Raw genomic sequence first — 25,364 nt, forward strand, 5'->3', positions numbered from 1 at the left:
GCGGCCCCAGGGCGCTCAGCCGTCGACGGTCACCAGCAGCGTCGTTCCCAGCGGCAGGCTCGCGCTGGACGGGCCGACGCGCAGCTCGAACGCGCCGGGCTCCGCCAGCCAACCGGCGTCGGCGCCGGGGGCGGCGGGCCGCCAGTGCTCGAAGACGCGGCCGGTGAGGCGGACGGGAACGGTCACGGTCTGGCCGGCTGCGGCGTCGACGGCCGCGAACCCGGCGAGCCAGAGCGCCGGGCGCTCCACCCCCGACTCGGGCCGGCTCAGGTAGGCCTGGACGACGGTCCGGCCGGGCCGCGCGCCGGTGTTGCGGACGGTGACGTCGACCTGGGCCGACTCGCCGGCCCGGACCACAGCCGGCCCGTCGAGCGCCTCGTACGACCAGGTGGTGTAGCCGAGCCCGTGGCCGAACGGGTAGGCGGGCGCGGGCCCGGTCCGCCGGGCCCAGCCGCGGTAGCCCACGTGGATGCCCTCGGCGTAGTCGAGCGCCCCGTCGACGGGGGTGACCGACAGGACCGGGCAGTCCTCGGCGCGGTCCGGCCAGGTGGTCGGCAGCCGGCCGCCTGGCTCTGCCCGGCCGAGCAGCACGTCGGCGAGCGCCGCGCCGAACTCCTGGCCCGGGAACCAGGACAGCAGCACCGCGGCCACCTCGCCGCGCCAGGGCAGCGCCACGGGCGCGCCCGCGTTCACCACCGCGACCGTGCGCGGGTTCACCGCGGCGACCCGGCGGACCAGCTCGTCCTGGCCCTCCGGCAGTGCCAGCCCGGCGCGGTCGACGCCCTCGCTCTCGGCCCGGTCGGAGGTGCCGACGACGACCACCACCGCGTCAGCCGCCGCGGCCAGCGCGACGGCCGACTCGAACTCCACGTCCGGTGGCGACGACGGCTCCTCGGCGAGCAGCCCGAACGAGGCGACGGGCATCCCGGCGAGCAGATCGTGGCGCAGTGTGACCAGTGCGTCCTGGCCCTCGGTCAGCCGAAGACCGTCCCACCAGACCGAGGGCCGCATGAAGCCGGCGACGAGGTCCCCGCCCGGCGGCTCCATCATCCCGTCGAAGAGCACGGTCTCGGCGCCGTCGACCGTGACGGTCAGCGCGAACCTGCCGGTGCCGGCCATGCCGAACGAGTGACGCCCGGTGGCCTGCGCCCGGACCAGCGCGGTCACCTCGATCCGGGCGCAGTCGGCCAACACCGGGTCGTCCATGAACAGCAGCCGGCCGGCCAGCCGGCGTTCCACCCGCAGCTCCTGGCCGCGCGTCCCGAGGAAACGCAGCCGCAGCCCGGGCTCGCCGGACACGGGGTCACGGGCGTTGTCGCTCGTCAGCGGCGCCGGCCAGGGCTCGGCGCGCACGCCGGTGGCGGTCACCACCTCGACGTCGTCGCCGAGCGCGGCCCGCAGGCCGGCGGCCGGGCCGACCAGGTGCGGCGGGAAGACGGTCGCGCTACCGCCGCCCTGGCCGCGTGGCAGCGTCGCGTTCGGCCCGATGACGGCGATCCGCCGCCGGCGGGCCGCGCCGGCCGTGACGCCGGCACCGGCGCGGGACCGCTCCGAGACGGGCGACGCGAGATCGTCCCAGGGGAGCAGGCCGCCCTCGTTGCGCAGCAGCACCATCCCGGCCGCGGCGGCCTCCCGCAGCAGGGCGCGCGCCGGCGGCCCGGCCGGGTCGGCGCCCTCGTTCACCGCCCGCTCGACCGCCGGCGGCGCGGGGGTGGCCACGCCCGAACCGTCAGGGGCCGGGTCGGGCAGCGCGCCGACACGGGCGGCGAGGCGCAGCAGCCGCCGGGCCTTGTCCTCGACGATCTCCGCCGCGACCTCGCCGGACTCGACGGCCGCGACCAGCGCCGGCCCCCACGGTCCGAACGGGCCGGGCATCACCAGGTCCAGCCCCGACAGCGCGGCCGGGACCGCCGAACGGGTCGCGAACCAGTCCGAGACGACGACGCCGTCGAAGCCCCAGAGGTCCTTCAGCGGGTCGCGCAGCAGGGGGTTCTCGGTCATCGTGACGCCGGCGACGCTGTTGTAGGCGGCCATCACCGCCCAGGCGCCGGCCTCCGTCACCAGCGACTCGAACGGCGCGAGGTAGACCTCCCGCAGCGCGCGCTCGTCCACCCGGGCGTCGACGGTGAACCGGTCGGTCTCGGACTCGTTCGCCACGTAGTGCTTCACCGTCGCGGCGACCCCGCCGTCCTGGATGCCGCGGACCAGCGCCCCGCCGGCCCGCGCGGTCAGCAGCGGGTCCTCCGCGAGGCACTCGAAATGCCGGCCGCCGAGCGGGCTGCGGTGCAGGTTGACGGTCGGTCCGAGCACGACGTGCACGCCCTTCGCCCGGGCCTGCGCGGCGACGAGGTGGCCGACCCGGCGCAGCAGCGCCTCGTCCCAGGTGGCCGCGAGCGCGGACGGGCAGGGCAGGCTCGCCGAAGGTTCCCGTTCGTCGGCGCGTTCGCCACGCACGCCGGCCGGGCCGTCGGACAGCACCATCGCCTCGAGGCCGACCTCGGGCGCCGGCCGGGTCCGCCAGAAGGTGGCCCCGGTCAGCAGCCGGACCCGGGCAGCCAGGTCCAGCCCGGCAAGCGCCTCGACGACGACCTTCTCGACTGTGTCCGTCACGCGCTCATCGTCCACCCGGCGGGCCCCGGCCGTCTCTCGTCCAGGGGGGTGGTCGTCGGGCCCCCGCGGGGCTGGCCATCGCGCGGGTTCGGGGTCGCGTCGGGACGCGGTCCAACCTTCCACACGCAAGTAGTAGTAAGTTCCAGTAACTGGAGAGTTCTGCCGAACCCACCCCTAGGACCTCGTGCGCACCCACCCGCGGCCGCCCGCTCGCGGATTCCGCGCGCGCCCGAACCACGCATCGGGCACGGGCCCGATGCAGGTACCCGGAACCCGCCCGGTCCCGACGCCCGATCGACTGCCCCGATCTGGTCAGCGGGGCGCCCGGCGGGGTGGGCTACGGACGGACGCCCGGCTGCAGCGGCAGGGACGCCGCCCGGCCCTGGCCGGCGACGCCCGGCGTCGAGCACGCCGCGTCGAGCGTCCAGCGCCAGGCCCGCAGGGCCAGGCTCTCCGGCACGGACACGTCGGCGAACCGCACCGTCTCGCCGGCGGCCACCGGACGCTCGACGGTCGCGCCGGCCAGCAGGCCGATCGGCACGTGGTCGGGCTCGTCGGCGATCAGCACCGCCTCGCCGCGCACCTCGAACCCGCCGATCGCGGTCTCGATCCGCTCCCCCGCCGCGAGCGGGCGCTTGGCCACGGCCGCCACACCGACCCGCGGGCGCGGGCCGTTGTTGAAGGCGACCGGGTCGCCGCGCAGCAGCCGGTCGACCGTGAGCGGGACCTCCAGGTTGCACAGGTGGAACGGCCGCTCCAGGAGCACGTAGGGCGAGTCTCCGAGCCGGACCTTGTAGTACCGGAGGAACTCGCCGAGCTCCTCCTCGAAGGTCGCGACGACGAACACGCCCGGGTTGCCCCGCTCCGGGAGCACGTAGTCGGCGATCGGCGTGCCAAGGGTGGCCGCCGCCTCGGCGAGCGGCAGGGCACCGGTCGGCACGGAGTCGGTGCGCGGCCCGAGCAGGCCGCGGCGGGCGATCGTGGCCCCCAGGCCGTTGGCGACCAGCGCCTGCTCGATCTGGAGCTTGGTGCCGTCCGTGAACGACGTGACCTGGGTCAGCGAGATCCCCTGGCGCTCGGCCCAGTAGGCCATCTCCGCCGGCTTCGGGTGATGGTTCAGGAAGCCCTTGATGTTGCCGTAGACCAGCGGGGTCAGGCCCATCTGGCGGACCTCGTGCGCGAGCAGGGCGAGGCTGCCTGGCTGGTCGCCCTGGGCCTCGACGACCACTCCGAGGCTCGCCAGGTAGGAGCCGGCGGTCACCTGCAGCTCGGCGTCCATCGTGATGACCGGCAGTCTGGCGGCCAGGGCCTGGACGGCGACCTCGGTCCCGTGCACCGGGTCCCCGGTGGTGATGATGACGAGGTCCGACTGGGCGATCAGGCGGTCGGTCGAGTGCGTCAGCAGCCCGGCCCACGGCCCGTCGACCTCGTCGATCGGGCGCCGGGTGAGGACGCTGGACACGGTCAGCCGCGGGGTCCGGCTCAGCACGTGCGCGAGGCCGCGCGCGGTGTAGCCGGTACCGACGATCCCGACTCTGACATCGGTCGGCAGCAGCATCGGCGCCGCGGCGGCGGCGGTCGGCCACACGACGTGGGAGGCGGATCGCACGGTTCTTGTAGTCATTCAGCGCTCACTAGTCGTCAGAATGCCGGCGCGCAGGCCGCCGCCATTCGGGCTGAAGAGGACACACCACCACATTCCGGGCATCAGTGACCTCCCTCACATACCATTCCCCACAGTTGGCTGTGGACTCGTCACGCCCACAGCCGCCGCCGTCCCACCGGCTCAGGGCCGGGTCAGGTCAGCACCACGAGTGGGCCCTCCCGGGCCGCGTGCGCGACGAACTCACCCAGGTCAGGGGCGAAGTAGCGGGCACCGGCCGCGGTCCGCGCCGGGCCGGCGAGCGAGCCGTCGGGGAAGTACGTCACCGCGCCCGCGCCGCCGGGTCTGGACCGGGTGATGGACCGCAACGTGCCGCCCGCGGCGTCGACCGTGGTCGTGCCGGCGGCGTCCGGCCAGCCGGCCGCCCGCAGCACCCGGTGGCTCGCGCCGAGCAGCGCCGGGGTGGCCAGCGCGGCGGCGTCATCGAGGCTCTGCTTGCCCCAGTGCGCGAGGAACGCGCCGTCGCCGACGTTCCACATCCCGTGGGCGCCGTAGCAGTAGGCCGCCGCGCCGGACAGCATCGACACCCAGTAGGCGAAGAGCTGGTCGTCGGTGCCGAAGTCGTCGAGGATGCCCTCGTACCAGGGCTCCAGGTTGATGAACGGCCGCCCGGGGAAGCGCTCGGCGACCCGCGCGGGCCACTCCCAGAGCAGGCGCCGGCTCGCCGGGTCATGCCCGGTCTGCACGGTGACGGCGGCGAGCAGGTCGTCGCGGTCCAGGGCGTCGGCGCTGGTCTCGCCAGAGATCACGTGCGCGAGCAGCGGCCGGTCGGTCGACGTGGCGAGGCCGGTCAGGACGGCGTCCCAGCCCGCGCGGCGGGCCCCAACGGCGCCGGCATACCGGTTGTGGACGTAGGAGCGCCACAGCCGCCGCAGCACCGCCCGCGCCGCCGGGGACCCACGGTGGGCCAGCACCCGGCTGGACAGCTGGCTCCTGACGGCGGCGGGGATCAGGTCGTCGGTGGTCCGGTCCGGCAGCAGCAGGGACTCGGTGCCGATCCACAGATTGGTCTCGCCGCTCACGCAGTACAGGACGTCGAGGTCGTCGAGCCGCTCGACGAGGCGGTCCCACCAGCGCTGGGCGCCGGGCACGCCGAGCCAGGCGAGCTGATGGCCCCAGCAGCCGTAGACGACCGCGGTGAGCCCGGCGGCGTTGAGGGCCTGGATCTTCTCCCTGGCCCGGTCGAGGTACCCGGGGTTGGGGCGCCCGTCCGGGAACCAGGCCGGCCCGACCGTGCTCCAGGCGTTGCGGTTGCCGGGGCCGACCTCGGGCGGGATGCCGACGACGAGCTGCACGGCGGTGAAGCCCTGGGCGGCGCGCAGCCGGGCCAGCTCGGCGAACCGGTCGTCGGAGAGGCGCCCGGTGAGCGCGAACCACCATGTGTCGGCCAGGAAGCATGGAACGCCCCGGCGGGACGCGTCCGGCACTCCTGACGACGGCATGGACCTCAAGGCACTCCAGAAACCAGTCACTCGCGTCGCACGAGGCGCGGACCGTGGTCGACGAGCGAGGCCAGACGGATCACCACGGCCGGGACATAAGGCAACGATCGTGGGCAGCCCGAACTGTACCCGGGCACTCTGAGCCTCTGGCAGCACGTGTCTGTTGACGGACAGCGAAACGGCGTGCTAACGCAGGTCCGGACGCCTGTCGAGGCGCCGGCCGCGGTCAGGCCGTGACCGGCTGCGGGCGCTCCTGGTCGGGCTCCGCGGGCGACGCGGGCGTCCCGGAGGCGGACACGGGACGAAGCAGATCCCGGACGGCCGAGCGGAGCTCCATCCGCAGCTCGTCGACCGGGAGGTCGTCGAACACCTCGCTGGACATCGCCATCCCCGCCGCCACCGCGCCGAACGCGAACGACAGCCGCAGCCGCTGCGCGCGCGGCACGCGGGTGTCCGTCAGCAGCGCGCGGAACCGCTCCTCGATGTCGTGGTTCGCCTCACCGTGGGGATGCGAATGCGCGATCTTCTCCAGCGCCGCGTGGTTGCGCATGTGCAGCAGGAACAGCTTCCGGTTGTCGAACAGCTGGTCGATGAACTCGTCGAGCAGGCCCACCCAGTCGCCCGGGGCGACCCGGTCCCAGTCGAACCGGTCGATGGTGGCCTGACCGAGGTCGTGCAGCCGCAGATGCAGAGCCAGCAGGATGTCGTCCTTGCTGGCGAAGTGGTAGTAGAGCGCCGCCTTCGAGAAGCCCATCCGCTCGGCGATCTCACGCAGCGACGTCTTCTCGAAGCCCTCCGTCGTGAACAGGTCCAGGGCGACGTCGAGGATCTGTTCCCGCGTGCTCTTCTCGCCCGCGGGTCGTGCCGGCGGCCTGGGCATCACCCGATGTTACCCGTCTGACGTTCGACAGCCAGGGTTCCCGGAGCACTTACTTGACGACCGGCAGGTTTTCAGGTCCGCTTACCGTGCGGCAAGTAAACAACCCGAACGGGAGACCCCGGTGGCCCAGCTGATGATCGAGGCCGAGAGCCTCAGCAAGCGCTACGGCGAGACGCAGGCGCTCGCCGGCATCGACCTGACCGTGCCGGCCGGCACGATCCTCGGCGTGCTAGGCCCGAACGGCGCCGGCAAGAGCACGGCCGTGCGCATCCTGACCACGCTGGCCAGGCCGACCGGCGGCTGGGCCAGGGTGGCGGGCCACGACGTCGTCACCCAGGCCGGCGAGGTCCGCCGCCGGATCGGCGTCACGGCCCAGGACGCGACCCTCGACGACGCCCTCACCGGCCGGCAGAACCTGCGGATGGTCGCCGAGCTGGCCGGCCTGCGCCGTGGCGCGGCCGCGGCCCGGGCCACCGAGCTGCTCGACCGGTTCGAGCTGACCCACGCGGCCGAGCGGCAGGTGCGCGGCTACTCCGGTGGCATGCGCCGCCGGCTCGACCTCGCGGCGAGCCTGGTCGCGAACCCGCCGGTGCTGTTCCTCGACGAGCCGACGACCGGCCTCGACCCGACCAGCCGGGCCCGGATGTGGGACGTCATCCGGGAGCTGGTCGCGGCCGGGACCACCCTGCTGCTCACCACCCAGTACCTCGACGAGGCGGACGCGCTGGCCGACCGCGTCGTGGTCATCGACCATGGCCTGATCATCGCGAACGGGACCCCGACCGAGTTGAAGAGCGCCGTCGGCGGAACCCGCCTGGAGGTCACGCTGACCACCGCCCACCCGGGGGCGGTCGGCGCGCTCGCGCCGCTGGTCGGGGGCCGGGTCGACGTCAGCCAGGACGGCCGGCGGCTGCGGGCCGCGGTCGACGCCGGAGCCGGGGTCGCCACCGCGGTGATCCGCGCGCTCGACGCGGTCGGCGCCGTCGTCGACGACGTCGCGGTGCACGCGCCGTCCCTCGACGACGTCTTCTTCGCCCTCACCGGCACCGACAGCACCACCCAGCCGACCACCGACGAGCCCACTGCTCCGCTTCAGCGAAGCGGGACCGACCAGGCCGGCGCGTCGGCCGACGCCTCCTCCGACCAGTTGCAGGGAGCCTTGTGATGACCCAGCTCGCGCCGGCGCTAGACGGCGCCACCATCCCCTCCGTCGGCACCGCCGCCCGCTCCGGCGGCCTCGCCCGCGCCGCGCGGGACGTGATTGTCCTCACCCGCCGCAACCTCATCCACATCGCCCGCGAACCACTGCAGCTGTCCGACGTGCTCATCCAGCCGGTGCTGTTCACGCTGTTGTTCATCTACGTGCTCGGCGGCGGGATCTCGGTCCACGACGCCTCGTACAAGGACTTCGCGGTCGCCGGGCTGATCGCGCTGAACCTGACCACGGCGTCGATGGGAACGGCGGTCGGGCTGACGTCCGACCTGTCGACCGGGGCGATCGACCGGTTCCGGGCGCTTCCCGTCTGGCGGGCCGCGGTTCTCGTCAGCCGCTCGCTGTCAGACCTGCTGTCCGCGCTGCTCTGCGAGACGATGGTGATCCTGACCGGGCTCGCTATCGGGTGGCGGCCACACACCTCGGTGCCGGAGTTCATCGCGGCGATGGCGATCCCGCTGCTGTTCACCTACGCGTTGACCTGGGCGACGGCGTGCCTCGGCCTGGTCAGCGAGGGGCCGGAGAGCGCGCAGGGCATCGGGCTGGTCATCCTCTTCCCGTTGGCGATCGTGTCCAACTCGATGGTCCCCACCTCGGGAATGCCGGCGGTCGTGCGGGCGATCGCCGACTGGAACCCGGTCAGCTCGGTCGCCGCGGCGACCCGCGACCTGATGGGCAACCCGAACCCGTCCGCGCAGGTGCACGCCTGGCCGATGCAGCACCCGGTCGTCGCCGCGGTCCTCTGGTCGCTGGCGATCCTCGCGGTCTTCGCCCCGCTCGCGGTCAGCCTCTACCGCCGCCGGACCACCGACTGACGCGAACGGGGGCACAGCCGGGCGCGGGCTGGAGCACAGTCTGACGCGGGCTGGGGCACAGCCGGAGGCGTCGCGCGATCGGCGCTAGTAGCTTGCCTTCGACGGAACGGGCCGGCGGTCAGCCCGCCGGACCGTTCCCCGCGTTCCCCACCCGCCTCACCGCACAGGGACGGACCATGAGCGAGATCCGTTACGAGGTCAGCGACGGTGTGGCCGTCGTGACGCTGGACGCGCCCACCCGGCGCAACGCCCTCACGCTGGCGATGGCGGCGGAGCTGGTCGCGGCGCTCGACGAGGCCGACGCGGACCCGCGGGTCGGCGCGGTCGTCATCGGCGGCGGCGCGTCGTTCTGCGCGGGCGCGGACCGCGCGGTCCTCGGCGCGGCCGGCACGGACCCCGCCGCCGACGACCACTTCACGGCCATCGAGGCGATCTACCAGGCCTTCCTGCGGGTCGGCCAGGTGAAGACGCCGACCATCGCGGCGATCCGCGGCGCGGCTGTCGGCGCCGGGATGAACCTGGCGCTGGCCCCCGACCTGCGGGTCGTCGCCCACGACGCCCGGCTGATCTCCGGCTTCCTGCGGATCGGCCTGCACCCCGGCGGCGGCCACTTCGCGCTGCTCGACCGCGCGGCCGGCCGGGAGACGGCGGCCGCCATGGGCCTGTTCGACGCGCAGCTGTCCGGAACCCGCGCGGTCGAGCTGGGCCTGGCGTGGACGGCCGTCGAGGATGGCGCTGTCGACGCCACCGCGTTCGAGCTGGCCGCCCGCGCCGCCGCCGACCCCGCCCTCGCCCGGCGCGCCGTCGCCTCCTTCCGCCGCGAGACCGGCAACCCGGGCGTCTCCTGGGACGTCGGCGTCGAGGTCGAACGCTCCCCCCAGATGTGGTCCATGCGCCGCAAAGCCAAGCCCTAGCCGGGCGGCCCTGGCGTTATGCACTCCTAGCTTGATCACGGATCGCAATTCGCCCGCGTGATCTTATGAACAGGCCCGGTCGGACCATGCCTTGTCGATGATCCGGCGGGTCCGAGGCCTCAGAACGCTAAGCAGCCCCCCAGTTGACCGGGGGGCTGCTTGCGATCAGACGAATTGGGGCGACGACTAGATCGCTTGCGTCCGCTGAGCTGAGATGACGACGCACTTGAACTGGCCAGGTGGCTGTTTGAACGACTGGGCCTGCTCGGGCTGCTGCTGCCCCGCCGCCAGGGTGTTGATGATCGCGTAGCCGTCGCCGTACTTCTGTGCGCCGTCGACCGACTGGAACGCGATCTGAATCGAATAGTTGCTGGCCTTCCCCGACGTGTTGTGGACGAGGACCTGGGCGGTCATCATGCCGAGATCGTCGGTGCCGCAGCTGGAGATCGTGACGTCTTCAGGATGCTGGAACAGGCCCTGGGCCTGCGTCCCGCCCTTGGCGGCGGTACTGGTCGCCGAGGCGCCGGCCGTCCCGGTGCCACCGCCGCCGCTGGAGGCTACCGCGGCGACGCAGGACACGAGGATGATGCCGACGACGGCGAGCGCGGCCCAAAGCGGCCAGCGGCGCTTCTTCGCAGGGGCCGGCGGTGGGGTTTGCTGCTGGTAGCCATAGGTGGGCTGGTAGCCGACGGGCTGCTGGCGGCCGTCGCGGTCGCGGTAGTCGCCTCGCTGGTAGGGCTCTTGGTATCGCGGTTGCCGGTCATCGTGGTGGTGGCCGCGGCCGCTCTGGTCGCTGTACCCGCCGTCGTCGCCGTAGTCGTAGCGTGGCATCCCTGTGTCCCCCTGTAGATGGTCCGGGAACGCTAGCGCACGCTTGCTCGCCAGACAGCGACAAGGGTGTAGCGGATCGTCGGCGTGTCTGAAGGTCCTCCTGGTGCACGCGGGTAGTTGTCGGGATAGTGACGCCGGGCGGCGTCCTGTCAGCCTGTGCGATGCTGGGCGAACAGCAAATGATCTGGCGCGTCGGACCCACCGAATGGCGCCACGTGCACCCATCGAGGGTCACGCCTCCCGGTCGACCGTTGCTTCAGCCGTCCGGCGGCCTGTCTAGCCGGTAGAGGATCTGATCCTTCCAGGGCCCGACGCTGCCATGGCCGGTGACCTCGAAGCCGAGCTTGGCCGCGACCCGCTGTGAAGCGATGTTGGCGGGGTCGATGATCGAGATCAGATGGTCCGCTGGCAGAGTCGCCCAGCCCCAGGCGATGGCCGCGGCCCCAGCTTCGGTCGCCAGGCCCGAGCCCCAAAGGTCGCGTCGGATCGACCAGGCAGCTTCGACTGACGGCCACTCGAAGGCGGCGTAGAGGCCGGCCCTACCGACGAACTCCCCGGTCTCGCGCAGCTCGACGGCCCACATTCCGAAGCCGCGCAGCGCCCACATGCCGATCAGGTGGGTGACCAGACGCCACGTGCCGGCAGTGTCGAACGTGCCGCCGTTGTGCTTCATCGTCTCTTCGTCGGCGTTCATCGCCGTATAGGGAGCGATGTCGTCTGGACACCACGCGCGCAGGATCAGACGGTCCGTAGTCACGGTGGGGATCGTGAAGGAAGTGCCCGCGGACGTCATGACGCTGGGCCCGCGGTGAGGGCAAGCATCGCCGGGGCGTCGTGCATCCGGCCGTGCAGTTCCGTGACAGCCTGAACGGATCGGTGCGGCGCCATGATGCCGGCAAGTTCACCAGCTCGCGCCCAGACGGTGTAAGTCGGCCGCCCGGCGACGAGGTCGAGTGCCTGCGAAGCCGCGTCGGCTGCCGCGGGGACGTCGGCGCTCAGTAGGGCGCGGGCGTGTGCGAGCAGCGCGTTCGCGTGCATCTCGTAGGAGGCATCAGGTCGGCCCTCGTACGCGGCGACGGATGCGGCTGTGATCGGAAGTGCCTCGTCGTGCCGGCCGAGCCGGGCAAGGGTTCCACCGGCGATGAGCTGGCCCCAGGCCGCGGTGTAGGGCTCGCCCGACGGTTCAGGCACCGCTGGGTTCGGCGAGCGGTCCATCAGCTCAAGGGCCCGCATCGCCCCGGTCTCGTTGCCGAGCGCGCCGAGCGCTCGGGCCTCATATGCCGCGAGGGTCGCCGTGTCATACGAGTACCCCCAGCGCCGGCCCTCAGCGGCGACCACTGCGGCTTCCCGGTAGTCACCCGCGTAGAAGTGCAGGGTCGACCACATCGTCGTGACCGCGGAGGACAGAGCCGGATCGCTGGTGCCGACGGCGTGCTCTTCGGCAAGTTCGAGGAACGTAGCCGATCCCGCCGGGTCGCCCATATTGAAGGTAAGCCGGCTGAGCAGATAGGCGAGCTGTCCGGCCGCGACGCGGAACGCGGGGCGTAGCCGGTCGGACTTCCAGGCGTCCGCGACGATCCCCTCCGCGAGGTGCCAGTGCTGTCCGACGACGGGTAGCAGGGCTGCATGCGGCGTGACTCCGTAGGTCTCGGTCACGGTGCGGATGGCGTGCTGGAGAAGAAGCAGATCACCGCGGCCGGGGGCTGTCCGCCCGGTTCGGATACGAACCGTAATTTCACCGGCGCTGGCGATCAGTCCGGCGAGAAGATCACGACGATTCGTCGGGTCCACCTCCTCGTCTACCCGAGGGCAGTCGTTTCGTCCGTGCCGCTCATCGTCGTACGCCCGCCACGCCTCAGTCAGGATGTTCCGTCCGCCAAGCCCCCGATCAAGCGCGGCGGCCAGGTTCTGGGACATGCCCCTGCCCTGGCGGGCACGGCGGATTGCCGAGCCGTCGACGTGGCACAGCCGCTCCACGTCGGCCCAGGTCCGGTCACCTTTCAGGCGTTCCAAGACCCGCAGCAGGTTCCGGTGTGCCGACGGCAGCGACTGGTCTGTCACAGATTCTCCCTGGTCAGCAGCCTGGCCGGGTGGGAGGACAGCTAAGTTCTCCCGGGAGAACACCAATGTTCTCCCTGTCACCGAATGCCTCCAGATTGTGTCATGGCGGCTGTCGGAACCGTGCAAAACCGGGCGCACGACAAAGCAGGCTAACGCCACGTCATGTTGTTCGACTTCGCCGGCCGAATTCAGGCACTACCGCCCGACAGTGACCCGCGTCCGCCCCGGGTGATGACCCCGTCCCGGGGCGGACCCGCTCACACCGCGTAGGAGGCATCGTGACAACCCTCGCCCCACCACCCACCGAAACTCCGCCGACGGCACGACATGGCCGGGACATCCTCGACCCCGACCTGTTCGCCCGGCTCACCGCCCGGCTCGGAGCCGACCATCCGGACGTTGCCGACAATGCGGAACGGATCATCGACCAGACGTCCGCGTTCCTCGCGACCTGTGCCGCGAACCCCGACGCCCGCTTCAGCCCTTCGGCCGCCGTCGATCTGGGCTGGCACACCTTCCTGCTGTTCACCTGGGACTACGCCGTCTTCTGCCGTGAGCAGGCCGGCAGATTCCTGCACCACGTCCCCGACGAGCCCGGCGAGGCACCGGCCGGCGTCGCCGACCGCGGCGCTACCGTGGCCGCGATCCGCCAGGCCGGATACGAGGTGCACGCCGACCTGTGGTTCGCGGCCGGGCAGTGCAGCCAGTGCTACCAGGGTTGCCACGACGACCCGAAGGGGGTCTGAGTCATGCCCCGAGTCACCTGGACCGACCTTCCGGAAACCACCCGGACCGCCGTACAGGCCGTGTTCGGCGAGGCGAAGCGCGTCGACGATCTCGCCGGCGGGCTCATGCCGGGCATGGCGTGCCGCCTTCACGCGGACAACGGCATCGTCTTCCTCAAGGCGGTTCGCGCCGACAGTCCGGCTTTCCGTCTATATGTCAACGAGACGAGGGTGAATGCGGCCTTGCCGAACGACGCACCCTCGCCGCGACTGCTGTGGACGGCGGAGCTGAATGGCTGGCTGCTGCTGGTGTTCCCGTGCCTCGAAGGGCGGACCGTGGACCTCAGCCCGGCATCACCGGACCTGCCCGCCGTCCTCGACACGCTCGCCCTTCTCGGCAAGGCTCTGACCCCATCGCCGTGGCCGACCGCGCCGGCCGTCGCGGCGAACATCACCGCTCTGCAGGAGAAGGCTCACCGGCTTCTGACCCGTCACGACGTCGGGCTTCCCGGCCGCGACCTGTTCGCCGACCTGCTGTCCGGACTGGACCTCGACGAGTTCGCCGGCGGCAGCCTGGTCCACTACGACATCCACGCGGGCAACCTGCTGGTCACGGAGCAGGGCGTACAGGTCCTCGATTGGGCGTTCGCCGCCGCCGGTGCGCCGTGGATCGACGCCGCGATGCTGGTACCCCGCCTGATCGAAGCGGGCCACTCCCCAGCCATCGCGGAGGACCTCGTCTCCCGCCTGCCGGCTTGGGACTCCGCGCCGTCGGATGCCGTCACGCGCCTCGCCGCGCTCTGGACACTGTTCCGCCACTACAAGGCGCTGTTCGGACCGGCGGACGCCCGCGAGGCCCGTGTCCGGGCCACCACAGCTGGCCGGGCCTGGGTCGAGCACCGGATGGCCCTCCGGTAGGTCAAGAATCCTGCCGTCGAATCAGCCGGCCGGCGCGATCTAATCGCGCCGGCCGGCTCCACGTTTCGACCGAGATCTCTGCGCTAAACGCGGCCGGACGATGCTCATCAGCTCGCGGGCGGTCCGACCGTCGAGACCCTGCCTGCGGCCGAGTAACCGTAAGGGCCGGTTTGCCCCCTTCGGGCCGCCGTCACACGACACCACGGGCTTGGGGTCTCCCCCAGCGGGTCCACCAACTCACTGAACATCCGAGCTTCCCTGCCGCCGCCTACGAGGTACTCAGGGCGGGTCGGATCTGGCTCACCGAGGAGGTGGAGGCGTGGATGCACGCGACAGGACGGCCGATGGACTACTGGGGCAACGCCGACTTCCACGACAGGCGGCGCTCTGAGCGAGGCAAGGACTGCGGACGGCGACGCGGTGGGCATTCGCCCCTTCAGCCCAGAATGGCGTCTGCTGCGGCCGTCACGGCGGCCTTGTCTTCCCCGCCGACGGCCCACAGGTCGCGCTTCTCAACCGGGTAGCCGGTGGCCGTCACGAAGGTGACCCAGGCGTCGCGCTTGGCGTGATCGGTGAAGGCTGCGATCTGGATCGACTTGCCGTTGGTCGTCTGGCAGTCGCCGGACGTCGGGGTGATGGCGTCGCCAGCCCGATCGGTCAGCGTGCAGCCAGCCCGGCGTGCCAGTTCGTCGATGCGGACCGTGCCGGTCGGACCGCTTCTCACGCTGCCACCGCATGCGGCTACCGCCACCGCTAGCGCGAGTACCGCCAAGCCACGACGCATCAGGCACCGATCGCCGTCGCGAAAGTCTCCGCTCCTGCGGCCCCGATGGACCCCGCGGCCCACCGGTCTCCAGTCTTCGCGGTCATCCCGAGACCTTCACCGAAGCTCACCCACTGGTCGCGCTTGGCGTTGTCGTCGAAGGTCGCGACGGTGACCTCCTGACCGGCGAGGGTGCAGCGGCCCACCTCGCGCGAGTAGAGCTGCGGATCGATAACCCTGCCCTGGCAGCCGGCCTTGGCCATCAGGTCGGCGACGGAGCGCGGCGCAGCGGCGACACCCTTGAGGGGCACGTAGGCGCCGGAGTAAGACGCGCTTGAGCTGGGAACGGCGCCGACGGCAGTCCCATCGTCACTCCCGCACGCCGTGATGACCGCGAGTGGGCCCAGGACGAGGCCAGCGGTGGCGAGCAGACGGGTTCGACGCATGACAAATCCCCCTCGTGTCGTAGCGGGGACACCCTAGACCGTGCGTCAGAGTTGCGGCGCTGCCCCTTGTCCAAGACCAACCGCACTGCCACCTTGGTCCGATTGGACGCGCAGAGCGCGCGATCTCCCGCCCTGTGACGTCCCGGGGGGACAGGGGAACACAATGAAGACACGGATCGTGGCTGCGGTCGCGTTAGCGATGACGCTGGCGGCCTGCGGCGGGTCAGGCTCGGGCGGCGGGCAGGCAACAGCCGCGACGCGGAGTGAATCGGCGACGGCGGCGCCCGAGACTGCTACTGACACGCTGGGGGCGAAGGTCGACGATGCGTCGGCGGCTGTCTGTGTGGCACTCCGCGATGGCAACGCCGGCTCCGTGATCTCGAACATCGGGAACTACTTGCAAACCACCCAGACTGCCGCCACAGCGCTCGTAACCGCGATCGCCGCGGCCCGCTGCTCGGATCTGTTGGTACCTGCGGATCCGACGACCGGGCCCACCACGGTCCCGCCTGCGGCGGAGACGACCATCGGGCCGGGCACATGGCTGGTCGGCAAGGACATCCAGCCGGGCACTTTCGAGACCACGACCACCGGCACGGGGATCGGTAGCTCCTGCTACTGGGCGCGGCTGTCCGGCACGTCCGGCGACTTCAAGGAGATCCTCGCGAACGGCAACGTCGAAGGCCACGGCATCGTGACCATCAAGCCAACCGACGTGGCGTTCCAAACCCCCTGCACGTGGACGAAGATCAGCTGATCCGAGGGCGACGAACACCGATGCGTCTCAGCGAGATACAACGCCCCTGATAGCGACCACTGGAGGGCCAAAACAGCGATCATGGAGAGGCCGGGACCTGGCGAAGCTCCTCGATGGCGTCGATCAGACCCCAGCGCAGGGCTGTGGGGGCGTCGAGGAAGGTGCCGGTCAGGACGAGCCAGGCGGTGCGGCGGCGGCCGATCCGGCGGGTGACGCTGACGGTGCCGCCCGCGCCGGGGACCAGGCCGAGTGCCAGCTCGGGCAGCTGGATGGCGACGTCGGGGGCCGCGACGACCCGGTCGGCGAACGCGGGGATCTCGATGCCGGCCCCGACGCAGGCGCCGTGGAGGTGGGCCACGACGCGGTGCGGGCAGCGGATGATCTCGGCGCCGGCGCTCGCGCCCGTCCTGACCAGGTGTGCGCGGGCCAGGTCGCCCGCGGTGCCGAACTGGCTGAGGTCGCCGCCGGCACCGAAGGACGGCCCGTTCGCCGTCAGCACGACCTCGGTCAGCGTGGCGTCGGCGGAGGCCTCCCGCAGGGCGGCGACGAGCGCGTCGCGGGTGAACGTGTCGAAGGCGTTGCGCGCCTCGGGGCGGTTGAACGTCAGGACCAGGCGGTCGCCGTCGCGCCGGCGCAGCAGCGGCCGGTCGGCGTCCCGATGGGGGCGTGGGCCGCGGGCGGCGAGCCAGCGGGCGAAGTCCCCGCCGGCTAGCAGTGTCGAGTAGGCCAGCGACTCGGCCACCAGCCCATCCAACGGTTCGAGCCGTGGCGTCATCCGCAGCAGGCCCACCAGCGCGACCGCGGCCTCCGGATGGTCCGCGACGGCCCGGTCGAGGGCGGCCACCGCGGCGGGCACGTCGTCGCCCGGCCTGAGCACCTCGGGAAGCAGCACGTCGAGCGCCCCCTCGGCGCCCCTGCCGGGATCACCATGACGGCCGGTACCGCTGTCGGCGCCGGGGCCGACACCGACCAGCAGCAGGGGCGGGCGGCGGGCGGCGAGCGCGGTCAGGTCGTCCGGGTGGGCGTCCGCGAGGTCGACGCAGAGGATCGGCGCGGGGAAGAGGTCGGCCAGGTCCGCCGGTTGGAGCGACCTGACCAGGTCCAGCGCGGTCGCCGCCGGCAGCGGCTGCGCACCCAAGGTCGCTGTCACGGCTCTACCGTAGGCCTGCGCGGTTCCGCGAGACCGACGACCGGTTCGCCCGGTTGAACCGGCCGCCCGGTTTCGCCGGTCCGACCGGTTGAGCCGCGCCGTCGTGTGACCAGCGGCCAGGCTGCCGGTCCGCCGGCCTCGCCCGGGCTGCGCTCGGCGGGCGTCGGCTCGGTGCGGCTGGCCTCGGCCGGGCGATGACGACTTGTGGGCATGGGGGTGGCGACGATGGTGGGGGCCCTGCTGGACTCGGCGCTGACCGACTGGGCCGCCGACCTGCGGGCCGGCCGGATCGGCTCCGCCGGATGGGCTGGCGGTGTCGAGCCCGCCTGGGCGGCCAGCGGCGCGATGGCGCTGACGGGACAGCCCGACGGACCGCCGCTGGGGCTCACCGTGCCGCTCGTCGCCCGGCTGGACGCCGCACTGGCGGTGATCCGGACGCTCGCCGCCGGCCTCGGCCACCCGTTCCCCCCGGCTGACGCGTCAACCGGGGGTGCACCGCCCAGCGCGGGCCCGCTGCTCGGCGAGCGCGCCGCCGCCCTCGGGCTGACCCGCGGCGGGGTCCTGTCCGCGGGCCGGGCGGCCCGGCTGGTCCAGGCGGCCGACGGCTGGCTGGCGGTGAACCTGGCCCGGCCCGACGACGTCGACCTGCTGCCCGCCTGGCTGGAGGCGGAGGTCGAGCCGACCGCCGCCGACCGCGCCGCCGACGTGCGCCCGGTGGCCGAGCGGACCGTGGCTGCGCCGGTCCGGCCCTGGACGAACCTGGCCGCGCTGGTCGCCACCCGCCCGGCGGCGTCGCTGGTCGAACGGGCAGAGCTGCTCGGCCTCGCGGTCTCGCTCGCGGTCGATCCGGCCGCGGCGGCGGCCGACGAGCAGGCGAGGGCTCGGGGCCAGCGGTTCCCGTTCGCGCCCTTCCTCGTCGACGGGCTGCCGCCCGAGGCAGCCGCCCGCGCCGCGCCGCGCCGTCCGGAGGCCCGCCGGGACGGAGGGTTCAGCGTCGTGGACCTGTCCTCGTTGTGGGCGGGGCCGTTGTGCGCGCAGTTGCTCGGGCTCGCCGGCGGGCAGGTGGTCAAGGTCGAGGGGGCGGGCCGGCTCGACGGCGCCAGGCAGGGGCCGCCCGACTTCTACGACCTGCTGCACGCCGGGCAGGCCAGCGTGACCGTCGACCTGCGGGCGCCGGCCGGCCGGGCGGCGCTGGTCGGGCTGATCGAGCGCGCGGACGTCGTGCTGGAGGCCTCCCGGCCGCGGGCGTTGGAGACGCTCGGCATCGACCCGACCGCCATGATCGCCCGCAACCCGCGGCTGACGTGGGTGAGCATCACCGGCTACGGCCGGACCGGGCCGTGGCGGCAGCGGCCGGCCTTCGGCGACGACGCGGCGGCCGCGGCCGGTGCGGTCGCCGTCGACGGGGCCGGCGGCCCGGTCTTCCTCGGTGACGCGATCGCCGACCCGGTGACCGGCGTCCTCGCCGCGGCGGGCGCGCTCGCCAGCGTCGCGGCCGGTGGTGGCCACCACCTGGACGTCGCGCTGCGCGAGGCCGTCGGGTCCCTGCTCGCCGGTCGGCCGGTCCTGCCGGACCGTGACCCGACCGCCGCCGACGGCTCACCGGTCCGGGTCGCGCCGCCGCGGCTGCGCGCGCCGCGCGGACGGGCCGCGCCCGCGGGCCAGGACAACGACCGGCTGCTCGCCGGAGCGGGGCCGTCGACCATCGCGGGGCAGTCGTGACCCCGGGCACCGCGCACGCGTGGACGGGGCCGTCATGCTGATCGTGAACGCGGAGATCGACGGCCGGGGCGGCCGGGCCGTGCGGGTCGAGAACGGGCTGGTCGTCGCGGTGGGTGCCGGGCCGGGCGACAACCCCCGGCCGGGCGCGGCCGAGGACGTCGTCGACGCGCGCGGCGGGATGTTGCTGCCCGGCCTGCACGACCACCATCTCCATCTGCTCGCGCTCGCGGCAGTCGCCTCGTCGGTGCCGGCCGGCCCGCCGGCCGTGCGGACCGCGGCCGAGCTCGCCGCCGCGCTGCGGGCGGCAGCGCGGCCGGGCGGCTGGGTGCGAGCGGTCGGGTACCACGAGTCCGTGGCGGGCGATCTCGACCGGGCCGCGCTCGACGCGATCGTCGGCGACGTCCCCGTGCGCCTGCAGCACCGGTCCGGGGCGCTCTGGATCGTCAACTCACCCGCGCTCGCGGCGCTGCGCGCGGCCGGCGAGCGGGACGGCGCGGGCGCGGGTGGCGCGCTGCCCGCGGACGGCCGGCTGTTCCGGTCGGACGAGCGGCTCGGCCGGCTGCTCGGGCTCGCCGGGGCCGGTGGCGGCGTCGAGCTTGCCGACCTCGCGGTCGTCGGCGCCCGGCTGGCCGGCTACGGCGTCACCGGGCTCACCGACGCGACGGCGACCACCGGTCCGGCACAGGTCACGACGCTGCGCGGGGCGCTGGAGACCGGCGCACTCCCGCAGCGTCTGCTGCTGACCGGGCCGCCCGGCGTCGACGTCGCCGGAGCCAGCGTCTCCCCGGGGCGGCTCAGGCTCGGCCCGGTGAAGATCGTGCTGGACGACGGGCAGCCGGTCGACCTCGACGAGCTGGCCGAGACGGTGCTGGCGGCGCGGCGACGGGCCCGGCGGGTCGCGGTGCACTGCGTGACGAGGCTGCAGCTGGCGCTGGCCCTGGCCGGGTTCGACGCGGCCGGCGGGACGCTGCCCGGGGACCGGATCGAGCATGCCGCCGTGCTGCCGCCCGACCTGCTGGACGCGGTCGTCGCGGCGGGGCTGACCATCGTGACCCAGCCACACTTCCTGGCCGAGCGCGGCGACGCGTACCTGGCCGACGTCGACCCGGACGACCTGCCCTGGCTCTACCGGTGCGCCGGTCCGATCGCCGCCGGCGTGCCCCTCGCCGCGGGTACCGACGCTCCGTTCGGGGGCGACGACCCGTGGGCGTCGATGCGCGCCGCGGTCCACCGCGCGGCCCCGTCCGGCCGGGTCCTCGGCCCCGACGAGACCCTCACCGCGGCGCGGGCGCTGGAGCTCTACCTCGGTGACCCCGCCGACCCCGGCGGACCACCGCGCCGCGTCGTCGCGGGGACGCCGGCCGACCTGTGCCTGCTGGCCGAGCCCCGCCGCGCCGTCCTCGCCGATCTCGACCCCGGCCCAGCCGTGCTGACGATGGTCGACGGCACCGTCGTGCACCACGGCCGCTGACGTCCGCGACCCGCCACGCCCCCGCGGCCGAGCCGGCCGAGCACCGGGGCGGCCGGGAGCATTCGCGCATACGTGCCGTTCTTCCCGTCGCGGGACAGTCCCCTGCTCGACATCTGTCGGCCACGTACAGTCCACCGTATGGTTAACGGCTTCGGCCCACGGTCCGTCGCACGGCGGCTGGGCCCCGCCGGTTCCCTGCTGGTCGGCACGGCCAGGCTCACGAAGGCCGACGACGGCCCCGTCGCCTCGCGCGCACGGCAGCTGCGCGCGGCCGCGCGCCTGCGCCACCGCCAGCTTCTCCAGCTGATCGACCCGCCCGGGCCGCACGGCCGGGCGACCGAGATCAGCACGCTGTCCGGCGCCGCGCGCCGCTTCCTGACCCACCCCCGACCGCCCGTGCTGCTCGGCGTAGTGGGCACCCTGGCCGCGGCGCGGCTGACGCGCGGCGACTTCCGCCGGTCCGACGCGGCCGTCGCGCTGGGCCTGGCCTCGGCGCAGCCGTTCGTCGAGTGGGGCATCCACCGCTACGTGCTGCACGCCGCGCCGACCGGCCGGCTCGGCCGCGCCGCCTACCAGAGCGCCGGCTGGGGCCACGCGCAGCACCACGAGGACCCGGCGAACCTGAACTCCATGTTCATGCGCGGCCAGGACGTGCTCGGCGCGGGCGCCCTCGCGCTGGCCGCCGGGACTTTCGGCTCACCCCGGGTCTCGACCGGGATGCTGTGCCTGGGGGTTGCCGTGTTGGCCTACGACTGGACCCATTTCCTGATCCACACCCGCTACCAGCCCACCTCGGAGCTGTACCGGCGCATCTGGCGCAGCCACCGGCTGCACCACTTCCGCAACGAGCGCTACTGGCTGGGCGTCACGTCCCCCATAGCCGACCTGGTGCTGCGCACCAACCCGGCGCGCGAGGACGTCCCCGTCTCGGCGGGCGCCGCCCATCCAGAGATCCACCCCGTCCAGCGACGGGCCGGCGCGGACCCGGGCGGCTCCGCGCGGCCGGCGGCCGGATCACCCAGCCCAGCCTGACGGGCCGAGCCGGCGAGCCGCAGTGGCCCGCCGGCCGAGACCCGCGGCTAGAACCCGGTCTTGCGGAAGTCCCAGCTGACGACCTTCTCGGGGACCAGCTTCAGCCAGGCGTGCCGGCCGTCGATGTGGAACTTGCCGTTGCCGTACTTCTCGCCGAACAGCCGTTCCGGCTCGGCGAGAAGCTCGGTGTTGGCCGCGTCCCCCGTCCGCGGCGCCTCGCCCACCACGGCGACCTTGCCGATCAGCTCGACGCCGCGCAGCTCACCGAACCCGTGACCGGTGTCGATGATCACCGAGACCCGCGGGTCACGGATCACGTCGGTCCAGCGCTGGCTCTTCACGATGCTGTTGAGCCAGAACGCGGAGCCGTCCCAGACGAACCACAGCGCCGACGTGTGCGGAGCGCCATCGGCGCCGACGGTCGAGACCCGGCAGGTGCGCTCCTCGGCGAGGAACGCGTCGACCTCCGCCGGGGTCATCGCGATCCGCCGGCCGCGCCGCTGCTGGCGCGGCGCTGCCGCGGCCTGGCCGTCCGTCGCGGTCTCGAGACTCATCCTCGTCGCCCTTCGTCGCTTGACCGGAACCCCTAGGTCTGTCTGCATCCGGGCAGACCCGTTCCCGCCTGCGACTTTAGTGTGTCCCGCGGCGTGGACGCCCGAACTGCGACCGGCCCAGCAGGCGGCTACCGCAGGCCCCCGAGCCACGCCGGTACCTGTTCCCAGGTAAGCAGCTCCCAGACGAGCCGGTACTGCGCCCGCCCATCGACCTCGACCCGGACCTCGTGCGGGACGGCGGTCCGGCCCAGGCCGAGCGGCGGGCAGACCGCGCAGGTCACCACCGGCGTCTGCACCCCTCGTCGGTCGCGCAGGAGGTCGGCGACCGCGAGCGCGAGCGCCGTCCGCCCCGGCGACACCCCCACCGGGCACACCACGACCGCGCCCACGTGCCCGAGCCGCGCCATGCTCAGCGCCACCCGGGCCAGCTCGCCGGCCCGGAGCTCGACGAAGTGCAGGTCGGCCCGCAGCTCGCCGACGACGTCCCGCGAGCGCTTCGCCAGCAGCTTGTCCGACCGGTCCGCCTCGGCGGCACGCCGCTGCAGCAGCAGCCCGGCCCGGTCCGGCAGCGCGAGGCTCACCAGCTCGGTCCGCCGGGCACCTCCCGCCGCCCCGACGCCGGGCACGTCGATCCGCGCGACGTCCAGCCGCGCCCTGGTGACCATCTCTTTCGTCCCCCGTTCCATCGTTGGCTCCCTCGGGTCAGCGGAACAGCGAGCGCCACGGCCGGGCGGGCCCGTCGGCGGTGGCGCTGGACCAGAAGAATGACGTCGCGAACTCCTCCTCGGGCTCGGCGTCCGCAGGCTCAGCGTCCTCGGGCTCGGCGTCTTCGGGCTCGGCGTCCTCGGGGTCGGCGTCCGCGGGCGCGGGCAGAGCCGCCGGGCTGCCCGGCGCGGGGTCGTCCGCCGGCGTGGCCGCCAGCACCGCGTCCGCCACCTCCTGAGCCCACGGCACCTCGCCCGGCGACGGCCGGGCGCCCCGCGGGCCGAGCCTGGAAGCGAGCCCAGACCGCCTGGTCCTGGGTCCTCGGGTGTCATGGGGCGCCGTCGACGGATTGGGGTCGACCGCTCCCGTCTGTTCCTCGTTGCCGGCCTGATTCGGGTTGCGCATGGCCTCTCCTGACGCTCCTGGCACTGCCGTAGCAGACAGTGTCGCACCCGTCAGTTTTAGCGTCCGCAGGCGTGGAGCGCTTCGTGACTATCGGCTACCTGATGAGGCGGCTAAAGGTGTCGCGTACGCGCGCCTACCAGCTCACTCGCCGTCCGTCGTACCCCGTCCCGGCCGGCTTCGCCGACCACATGCGGATCTGGCGCAAGTCCGACGTCGACGCCTGGCTGACCGCCCACCGCCCCGATGCCCTGCCCGACGAGGAAGCCGCGCCGGACGACGAACCCGAGTGACCGCTGGCGGGTTAGCTACCCGCCGGCCGCGACGGCGGCGCAGAAGTCGATGAGGTGGCGGCACTCCTGCTCGTCAGGGATGGTGCCCGCACCGACGTGCCGAGCCAGGGTGCCGATCACCGCGCGTTGCACGACCCGGGCGTCCAGCTCGGGATGCGGGCGGCCCGCCGCGGCGAACGGGGCGATCAACAGCTCGCCGAGCTGGTCGTCGAGCACCGCCCGACCGGCCGGGTTGCCGCCGACCGACAGGCGGCTGAGCGCCGCGTCCGGACGGGCCGGGTCCGGGCGGGCCAGCGGCGCGAGCAGCCCCTCGACCCAGGCGGCGACCTGGTCGGCCGGCTCGCTCTGCTTCGACATCTGGTGGCGCAGGTAGGAGCGGGTGCGCACGACCCCGCGTTCCATCACGGCGTGCAGCAGCTCGTTCTTGCCGGCGAAGTACCGGTAGAAGGTCTGGTTGGACGTGCCGGCCTCGGCGACGATGTCGGCCACCCGTGGCTCGGCGGGCGCGATCCGCTCGACCACCCGCATGGCGGCGTCGAGAATCTGCTCGATCTCCTCGAGCGCGTCCTGCTGGGCGCGGCCGAGCGCCCGGTCCACCGCGGCCCGTACGGAGTCAGGCATCCGCTCCCAGTCCACCCCGCGAGTGTCCCGCGCGGTCCGCGCGCGCTCCGCGCCGGTGGTCGTCACACCGGAAATATAGTTCCCTCAAGACGGAAACGCTATTCTGCGCCCGACTCAACGCCGCTGCGGCAAGGCGCGCCCCACCAGCTCCGCGCGGCCCGCCAGGCGACGCGAGGCCGCCAGGTCCCGACGCCTCCCGACCCGAAGCCTAGAAGACGAGCGCCCCGCGCAGGATGCGGCCGGCGGCGAGGTCCGCGTAGCCCTCGTTGACCTGGTCGAGACGATAGGTCTTCGTGACCAGTTCGTCGATCTTGAGGATGCCGGCGCGGTAGAGGTCGAGCAGCTTCGGGATCTGCGCCCGCGGGCTGCTGGAGCCGTACAGGCAGCCGCGGATGTCCTTGTTCATCATCGCCATCGCGAACAGGTTGAGGTCGGTCTGGCCCTGCGCCATCGGGGCCACCGACGTCACGACGCAGGTGCCGCCCTTGGCCGTCAGCGTCAGCGCGGGCTCCAGCAGACCGCCGAGCATGACGCCGAACGTGCAGATCACCGCGTCGCACATCTGCCCCCGGGTGAGCGCCCCGACGCCGGCGATCGCCTCCTCGATCGAGGCGTAGACGTGTGTCGCGCCGAACCGCTCGGCCTGCTCACGCTTGAACGCGACCGGGTCGACGGCGATGATCTGACGAGCCCCGGCGATCTTCGCGCCCTGCACGGCGTTGATGCCGACGCCGCCGACCCCCAGCACCGCGACGGTGTCGCCGGGACGGACCTCGGCCCGGTTGACGGCCGAGCCGAACCCGGTCGCCACGCCACAGGACACCAGCGCCGCGGCGGTCCACGGGATGTCCTGGTCGATCTTCACCACGCTCGACTCGGCGAGCAGCTGGTGCTCGGCGAACGCCCCCAGCTGGGTGAACCGGGCGACCGGCTCCGTGCCGATCCGGTGCGCCACCCGGCCGTCGGTGATCATCCCAAGGTCGAACAGCTTCATGCCGTCGTCGCAGAGGTACCCGCGGCCGGACCTGCAGGACCGGCACCTCCCACAGGACGGGATGAACGACATCGCCACATGGTCGCCGGGCGCGACCGAGGAGACGCCCGGGCCGACCGCGACCACCTCGCCGGCCCCCTCGTGGCCGCAGATCACCGGGTAGTGCGGCATCAGCATGTCGCCGGTGCGCGCGTGCTCGTCGGAGTGGCACAGGCCGGTGGCGCGCAGCTCGATGAGGACCTCGCCCGCGCGGGGCTCGTCGATCTCGATGGTCTCGATCTTGTAGTCCTGACCGATGCCGAACAGCAGTGCCGCCCGCGTGCTGACCATGCCGGCCGTCCTTCCGTACGCCGCGCGACGGCTGGCCGCCGAGGCGCCCTCT

General features: G+C 73.3%; 25 protein-coding genes. 10 read left to right on the top strand and 15 right to left on the bottom strand.

Annotated features, from left to right (window positions below; genetic code table 11):
- Positions 1-15: 15 nt before the first annotated feature.
- The 4 genes from FRAEUI1C_RS25945 to FRAEUI1C_RS25960 form a co-directional block, all read right to left on the bottom strand.
- Positions 16-2,610 (bottom strand): beta-glucosidase family protein, encoded by a 2,595-nt coding sequence (locus FRAEUI1C_RS25945; protein ID WP_013426329.1) that lies wholly within the window; start codon positions 2,608-2,610, stop codon positions 16-18.
- 337 nt (positions 2,611-2,947) lie between these two features.
- Positions 2,948-4,234, bottom strand: coding sequence for an SAF domain-containing protein (locus FRAEUI1C_RS25950; protein ID WP_013426330.1), 1,287 nt, complete (start codon positions 4,232-4,234; stop codon positions 2,948-2,950).
- Positions 4,235-4,407: 173 nt separating this feature from the next.
- Positions 4,408-5,715, bottom strand: coding sequence for an apiosidase-like domain-containing protein (locus FRAEUI1C_RS25955; RefSeq protein WP_013426331.1), 1,308 nt, complete (start codon positions 5,713-5,715; stop codon positions 4,408-4,410).
- A gap of 226 nt (positions 5,716-5,941) precedes the next feature.
- Entirely contained in the window at positions 5,942-6,595 is a 654-nt protein-coding gene (locus FRAEUI1C_RS25960) for a TetR/AcrR family transcriptional regulator (RefSeq protein WP_013426332.1), read from the bottom strand.
- 133 nt (positions 6,596-6,728) lie between these two features.
- Between FRAEUI1C_RS25960 and FRAEUI1C_RS25965 the strand changes: the two genes are divergently transcribed.
- The 3 genes from FRAEUI1C_RS25965 to FRAEUI1C_RS25975 all read left to right on the top strand — a co-directional run bounded on the left by FRAEUI1C_RS25965 (position 6,729) and on the right by FRAEUI1C_RS25975 (position 9,537).
- Positions 6,729-7,760, top strand: coding sequence for an ATP-binding cassette domain-containing protein (locus tag FRAEUI1C_RS25965; RefSeq protein ID WP_013426333.1), 1,032 nt, complete (start codon positions 6,729-6,731; stop codon positions 7,758-7,760).
- Entirely contained in the window at positions 7,760-8,623 is an 864-nt protein-coding gene (locus tag FRAEUI1C_RS25970; protein ID WP_013426334.1) for an ABC transporter permease, read from the top strand. Before FRAEUI1C_RS25965 ends, FRAEUI1C_RS25970 begins: the two co-directional genes overlap by 1 nt.
- Before the next feature lie 176 nt (positions 8,624-8,799).
- Complete coding sequence (locus FRAEUI1C_RS25975; protein ID WP_013426335.1) at positions 8,800-9,537, top strand: enoyl-CoA hydratase-related protein; 738 nt, start codon at positions 8,800-8,802, stop codon at positions 9,535-9,537.
- 186 nt (positions 9,538-9,723) lie between these two features.
- On the opposite strand, the gene FRAEUI1C_RS25980 is transcribed toward FRAEUI1C_RS25975, so the two are convergent.
- The 3 genes from FRAEUI1C_RS25980 to FRAEUI1C_RS25990 all read right to left on the bottom strand — a co-directional run bounded on the left by FRAEUI1C_RS25980 (position 9,724) and on the right by FRAEUI1C_RS25990 (position 12,429).
- A complete protein-coding gene (locus FRAEUI1C_RS25980; RefSeq protein ID WP_013426336.1) occupies positions 9,724-10,368 on the bottom strand; it encodes a hypothetical protein in 645 nt (214 codons plus the stop codon).
- Between the two features lie 256 nt (positions 10,369-10,624).
- Complete coding sequence (locus tag FRAEUI1C_RS25985; protein WP_013426337.1) at positions 10,625-11,161, bottom strand: GNAT family N-acetyltransferase; 537 nt, start codon at positions 11,159-11,161, stop codon at positions 10,625-10,627.
- Complete coding sequence (locus tag FRAEUI1C_RS25990) at positions 11,158-12,429, bottom strand: hypothetical protein (RefSeq protein ID WP_157735043.1); 1,272 nt, start codon at positions 12,427-12,429, stop codon at positions 11,158-11,160. The genes FRAEUI1C_RS25985 and FRAEUI1C_RS25990 overlap by 4 nt, the downstream gene beginning before the upstream one ends.
- A 278-nt stretch (positions 12,430-12,707) precedes the next feature.
- On the opposite strand from FRAEUI1C_RS25990, the gene FRAEUI1C_RS26000 reads away from it, so the two are divergent.
- Both FRAEUI1C_RS26000 and FRAEUI1C_RS26005 read left to right on the top strand, forming a co-directional pair.
- A complete protein-coding gene (locus FRAEUI1C_RS26000; RefSeq protein ID WP_013426339.1) occupies positions 12,708-13,175 on the top strand; it encodes a glycine-rich domain-containing protein in 468 nt (155 codons plus the stop codon).
- 60 nt (positions 13,176-13,235) lie between these two features.
- A complete protein-coding gene (locus tag FRAEUI1C_RS26005; RefSeq protein ID WP_157735044.1) occupies positions 13,236-14,072 on the top strand; it encodes an aminoglycoside phosphotransferase family protein in 837 nt (278 codons plus the stop codon).
- Positions 14,073-14,508: 436 nt separating this feature from the next.
- Here the strand turns inward: FRAEUI1C_RS26005 and FRAEUI1C_RS26010 are convergent, their stop codons facing one another.
- Together FRAEUI1C_RS26010 and FRAEUI1C_RS36690 are read right to left on the bottom strand one after the other, a co-directional pair.
- Entirely contained in the window at positions 14,509-14,796 is a 288-nt protein-coding gene (locus FRAEUI1C_RS26010) for a hypothetical protein (protein WP_041259652.1), read from the bottom strand.
- A 59-nt stretch (positions 14,797-14,855) separates the two neighbouring features.
- Positions 14,856-15,281 carry a hypothetical protein gene (locus FRAEUI1C_RS36690; protein WP_013426342.1) on the bottom strand — a complete coding sequence of 142 codons (426 nt, stop codon included), beginning with the start codon at positions 15,279-15,281 and terminating at the stop codon, positions 14,856-14,858.
- Between the two features lie 163 nt (positions 15,282-15,444).
- Here FRAEUI1C_RS36690 and FRAEUI1C_RS36695 point away from each other — a divergent pair, with 163 nt between their 5' ends.
- On the top strand, positions 15,445-16,038 hold the full coding sequence (locus FRAEUI1C_RS36695; RefSeq protein WP_013426343.1) for an Rv1352/Rv1906c domain-containing protein: 594 nt from the start codon (positions 15,445-15,447) through the stop codon (positions 16,036-16,038).
- A 79-nt stretch (positions 16,039-16,117) separates the two neighbouring features.
- On the opposite strand, the gene FRAEUI1C_RS26025 is transcribed toward FRAEUI1C_RS36695, so the two are convergent.
- Entirely contained in the window at positions 16,118-17,188 is a 1,071-nt protein-coding gene (locus FRAEUI1C_RS26025; RefSeq protein WP_013426344.1) for an enoyl-CoA hydratase/isomerase family protein, read from the bottom strand.
- A 210-nt stretch (positions 17,189-17,398) separates the two neighbouring features.
- On the opposite strand from FRAEUI1C_RS26025, the gene FRAEUI1C_RS26030 reads away from it, so the two are divergent.
- The 3 genes from FRAEUI1C_RS26030 (at position 17,399) to FRAEUI1C_RS26040 (ending at position 21,413) form a co-directional block, all read left to right on the top strand.
- Positions 17,399-18,910 (top strand): CoA transferase, encoded by a 1,512-nt coding sequence (locus FRAEUI1C_RS26030; RefSeq protein ID WP_049806998.1) that lies wholly within the window; start codon positions 17,399-17,401, stop codon positions 18,908-18,910.
- 19 nt (positions 18,911-18,929) lie between these two features.
- Positions 18,930-20,381, top strand: a complete 1,452-nt coding sequence (locus tag FRAEUI1C_RS26035) for an amidohydrolase family protein (protein WP_095522676.1) — start codon at positions 18,930-18,932, stop codon at positions 20,379-20,381.
- Between the two features lie 138 nt (positions 20,382-20,519).
- Positions 20,520-21,413 carry a sterol desaturase family protein gene (locus tag FRAEUI1C_RS26040; RefSeq protein ID WP_013426347.1) on the top strand — a complete coding sequence of 298 codons (894 nt, stop codon included), beginning with the start codon at positions 20,520-20,522 and terminating at the stop codon, positions 21,411-21,413.
- A 47-nt stretch (positions 21,414-21,460) separates the two neighbouring features.
- Here the strand turns inward: FRAEUI1C_RS26040 and FRAEUI1C_RS26045 are convergent, their stop codons facing one another.
- From FRAEUI1C_RS26045 to FRAEUI1C_RS39790, 3 genes are all read right to left on the bottom strand, one after another.
- Entirely contained in the window at positions 21,461-21,967 is a 507-nt protein-coding gene (locus FRAEUI1C_RS26045; RefSeq protein WP_013426348.1) for a pyridoxamine 5'-phosphate oxidase family protein, read from the bottom strand.
- A gap of 128 nt (positions 21,968-22,095) precedes the next feature.
- Entirely contained in the window at positions 22,096-22,653 is a 558-nt protein-coding gene (locus FRAEUI1C_RS26050) for a DUF1442 domain-containing protein (RefSeq protein WP_013426349.1), read from the bottom strand.
- Between the two features lie 16 nt (positions 22,654-22,669).
- Entirely contained in the window at positions 22,670-23,077 is a 408-nt protein-coding gene (locus FRAEUI1C_RS39790; protein WP_013426350.1) for a hypothetical protein, read from the bottom strand.
- 71 nt (positions 23,078-23,148) lie between these two features.
- Between FRAEUI1C_RS39790 and FRAEUI1C_RS26060 the strand changes: the two genes are divergently transcribed.
- Positions 23,149-23,367: a helix-turn-helix transcriptional regulator gene (locus FRAEUI1C_RS26060; protein ID WP_157735045.1), complete on the top strand. Its 219-nt coding sequence runs from the start codon at positions 23,149-23,151 to the stop codon at positions 23,365-23,367.
- Positions 23,368-23,382: 15 nt separating this feature from the next.
- Here the strand turns inward: FRAEUI1C_RS26060 and FRAEUI1C_RS26065 are convergent, their stop codons facing one another.
- Both FRAEUI1C_RS26065 and FRAEUI1C_RS26070 read right to left on the bottom strand, forming a co-directional pair.
- Entirely contained in the window at positions 23,383-24,054 is a 672-nt protein-coding gene (locus FRAEUI1C_RS26065) for a TetR/AcrR family transcriptional regulator (protein WP_013426352.1), read from the bottom strand.
- 142 nt (positions 24,055-24,196) lie between these two features.
- Positions 24,197-25,312: an NDMA-dependent alcohol dehydrogenase gene (locus FRAEUI1C_RS26070; protein ID WP_013426353.1), complete on the bottom strand. Its 1,116-nt coding sequence runs from the start codon at positions 25,310-25,312 to the stop codon at positions 24,197-24,199.
- Positions 25,313-25,364 lie beyond the last annotated feature (52 nt).

The organism is Pseudofrankia inefficax, from assembly GCF_000166135.1.
GTDB lineage: Bacteria > Actinomycetota > Actinomycetes > Frankiales > Frankiaceae > Pseudofrankia > Pseudofrankia inefficax.